Annotated in this window: 3 protein-coding genes and 1 pseudogene; 1 reads left to right on the top strand and 3 read right to left on the bottom strand. The window is 62.5% G+C overall.

Annotated features, from left to right (window positions below):
* The first annotated feature begins 59 nt into the window (after positions 1 to 59).
* On the top strand, positions 60 to 683 hold the full coding sequence (locus ACEW8G_RS10700) for a superoxide dismutase (RefSeq protein WP_373488407.1): 624 nt from the start codon (positions 60 to 62) through the stop codon (positions 681 to 683).
* Between the two features lie 218 nt (positions 684 to 901).
* Here ACEW8G_RS10700 and ispZ read toward each other — a convergent pair whose 3' ends face one another.
* The 3 genes and pseudogenes from ispZ to ACEW8G_RS10715 form a co-directional block, all read right to left on the bottom strand.
* Entirely contained in the window at positions 902 to 1,546 is a 645-nt protein-coding gene (ispZ, locus tag ACEW8G_RS10705) for a septation protein IspZ (protein ID WP_373488408.1), read from the bottom strand.
* Complete coding sequence (ftsY, locus tag ACEW8G_RS10710) at positions 1,543 to 2,469, bottom strand: signal recognition particle-docking protein FtsY (protein ID WP_373488409.1); 927 nt, start codon at positions 2,467 to 2,469, stop codon at positions 1,543 to 1,545. Before ftsY ends, ispZ begins: the two co-directional genes overlap by 4 nt.
* Positions 2,466 to 2,661 (bottom strand): annotated as a pseudogene (locus ACEW8G_RS10715) (tRNA (N(6)-L-threonylcarbamoyladenosine(37)-C(2))-methylthiotransferase MtaB); the annotation flags it as partial. The gene ftsY and the pseudogene ACEW8G_RS10715, both read right to left, overlap by 4 nt.

Consider the following 2,661-nt stretch of genomic DNA (forward strand, 5'->3'; position numbering starts at 1 on the left):
GGCAATTGCCCATATGCGTAGCGGCAACAGTTATACCGTTCCCAAACAGGAGATGACCCATGGCTTTCGTCCTTCCCGCGCTTCCCTTTGACAAGACTGCTTTCGGCGACATCATGTCGGCTGAAACCTTCGATTATCACCACGGCAAGCACCACAATGCCTATGTCGGCAAGGCAAATGACATGGTCAAGGGCACGGACCTCGAAGGCGCGAGCCTGTCGAAGGTCATCGTCGCCGCCAAGGACAAGGGCAACAAGGGCCTGTTCAACAATGCCGCGCAGATCTGGAACCACACCTTCTTCTGGCATTGCCTCAGCCCCGAAGCGCAGACCATCCCCGGCTCGCTCGAACAGCGCATCATTGCCGATTTCGGCTCGGTCGCAGACATGAAGGACAAGCTCAAGGCAGAAGCCGTCGGCCATTTCGGCAGCGGCTGGGCGTGGCTGGTGCTCAACGGCGACAAGCTGGAAATCACCTCGCTGCACGACGCGGATTCGCCGGTCGCGCACGAAGGCATGAAGCCGCTGCTGACGCTCGATGTGTGGGAACACGCGTATTACATCGACTACCGCAACGCGCGCCCGGATTACCTCGGCACCGTGCTCGACAAGGCGATCAACTGGGAATTCGTGGCCCAGAACCTCGACGGCAAGGGCACGGAACGCGCTGACCAGGAGGGTTGAGTTTCGCGTTACTCGCTAACCTGTGCTCCGGCGAAAGCCGGGGTCCAGGGGCGAGGTCGCACTGTCGTTGCCCTGTATTCCGGCGTTCGCCGGAAAACGATCATTCTGCATCAGTCGATCCCCTGCGAAGGCAGGGACCCATCACCTGAGCTAACCACTCACTCCACCGGCTGAGTTGGGAGATGGACAGCTGCGCTCGCAGGGGACCCGCAGCGGCATTATTCCCCCTTCGCCCCCTCTAGCGCCAGGCCATGCTTCATCAGCATCGGGATCTGCGTCATTGCAAAAATGAACGAGAGCGCGGTGACACCCCAGACCTTGACCGTCAGCCAGGTCTCGAAGTCGAGATTGTAGCGCAGGCCTTCGTTGAGCAGTGCCATGAAGGCGAAGAACAGCCCCCAGTTGCGCGAGAGTTTCATCCAGCCTTCGTCGCTGAGCCCGCCATACGCCGCCTGCAGCAGGTAGCGCAGCAGTGGACGGCCGGTCATCCAGCCGCCAATCAGCAGCACCGCGAAGGCGGTGTAAATGATCGTCGGCTTGATCTGGATGAACTTCTCGTCGTTGAAATACACGGTGAGCGCGCCGAAGCCGATGACCAGCACGGCGGACAGCCACAGCATCGGCGACACACGGCCCAGCTTCCATTTCGACACCGCCACCGCGATCATGATCGCCACCATGAAGGCGAGCGTGCCGTTGATTGCGGCGCGGGTCGCGGCGAGCGCGGCGCCGTCGCTTTGCGTCAGTTTGAACACCGCAAAAAAGATCAGCAGCGGCCCGAAATCGAGCAGCAGTGGCAGCAGGCCGCCTTCCGCCTTTTTCGGAGCGACGACGTCGGTCGCGTCGGGAAGTTCTTCGCTCATTTCGCTCCTCCGGCGATCACATGCGCCAGATATTCGGGGTCAAAAGGCCTGAGGTCATCGATGGTCTCACCCACACCGATGGCGTGGATCGGCAGGCCGAATTTCTCCGCCGCCGCCACCAATATGCCGCCCCGCGCGGTGCCATCGAGTTTGGTCATCACAAGGCCGGTAACGCCCGCAACCTCCTTGAAGGTCTCGATCTGCGACAGGGCGTTCTGTCCGTTGGTCGCGTCGAGCACCAGCACGACATCATGCGGCGATGCGGGGTTCAGCCGACCCAGCACACGGCGGATCTTGGCGAGTTCGTCCATCAGTTCACGCTTGTTTTGCAGCCGGCCAGCGGTGTCGACGATCAGCACATCAATGCCGGTGGCGGTCGCCTGCTTGACCGCATCGAACACGATGCCCGCCGCATCGCCGCCTTCCTTGCCGCTGATGATCGGGATGCCGAGGCGATCCGCCCAGATTTTCAGCTGGCCGATGGCGGCGGCGCGAAAGGTGTCGCCCGCTGCCAGCATCACGCCATAATCCTGCTCCTGGAACAGATGCGCCAGCTTGGCGATGGTGGTGGTCTTGCCCGATCCGTTGACGCCGATCACCAGGATCACCTGCGGACGCGGGAAGGCGATGATGTCGAGCGGTTCGGCGACAGTGCGCAGCGACTTGGCGATCTCCTCGCCGACGACCTCGCGCAAGCCCTCTTCGTCCAGCCCGCGCTCGAACCGCCCTTCGGACAGGCGCGCACGCACCTTGCCCGCCATCTGCGGCCCAAGATCGGAGACGATCAGCGCCTCTTCAATCTCGTCAAGCTGGTCTTCATCCAGCCGCGATTTGGTCACCAGCCCGGTGATATTCTGGGTCAGCTTGTCTGATGTCTTGCGAAATCCGCCCAGCAGGCGCTCGCTCCAGCTGTTGTCGCTCATGCTGCGCTGTCCGCGATCAGGGTGTCGCCGTCAAGGCCGGTGATGGTAACGGGCAGGATGCTGCCGGGTGTCTTGGACGACGCGCCCAGCGAGAGCTTGGCGAAATTGCCCGCGTGGCCGGTGCGCCCGTCGCGTTCGACGAGCATCGCCTGCCGCGTGCCGACCAGCGATGTGCGCCATGTGGCGGCGCGG

Origin of the sequence: Blastomonas sp. (assembly GCF_041747255.1) — a bacterium.
Classification (GTDB): Bacteria; Pseudomonadota; Alphaproteobacteria; order Sphingomonadales; family Sphingomonadaceae; genus Blastomonas.

Bases quoted from the DNA above. Each gene is read 5' to 3' on its own strand.
- ftsY (WP_373488409.1), bottom strand. From the start codon at position 2,469: ATGAGCGACAACAGCTGGAGCGAGCGCCTGCTGGGCGGATTTCGCAAG.
- ACEW8G_RS10700 (WP_373488407.1), top strand. From the start codon at position 60: ATGGCTTTCGTCCTTCCCGCGCTTCCCTTTGACAAGACTGCTTTCGGC.
- ispZ (WP_373488408.1), bottom strand. From the start codon at position 1,546: ATGAGCGAAGAACTTCCCGACGCGACCGACGTCGTCGCTCCGAAAAAG.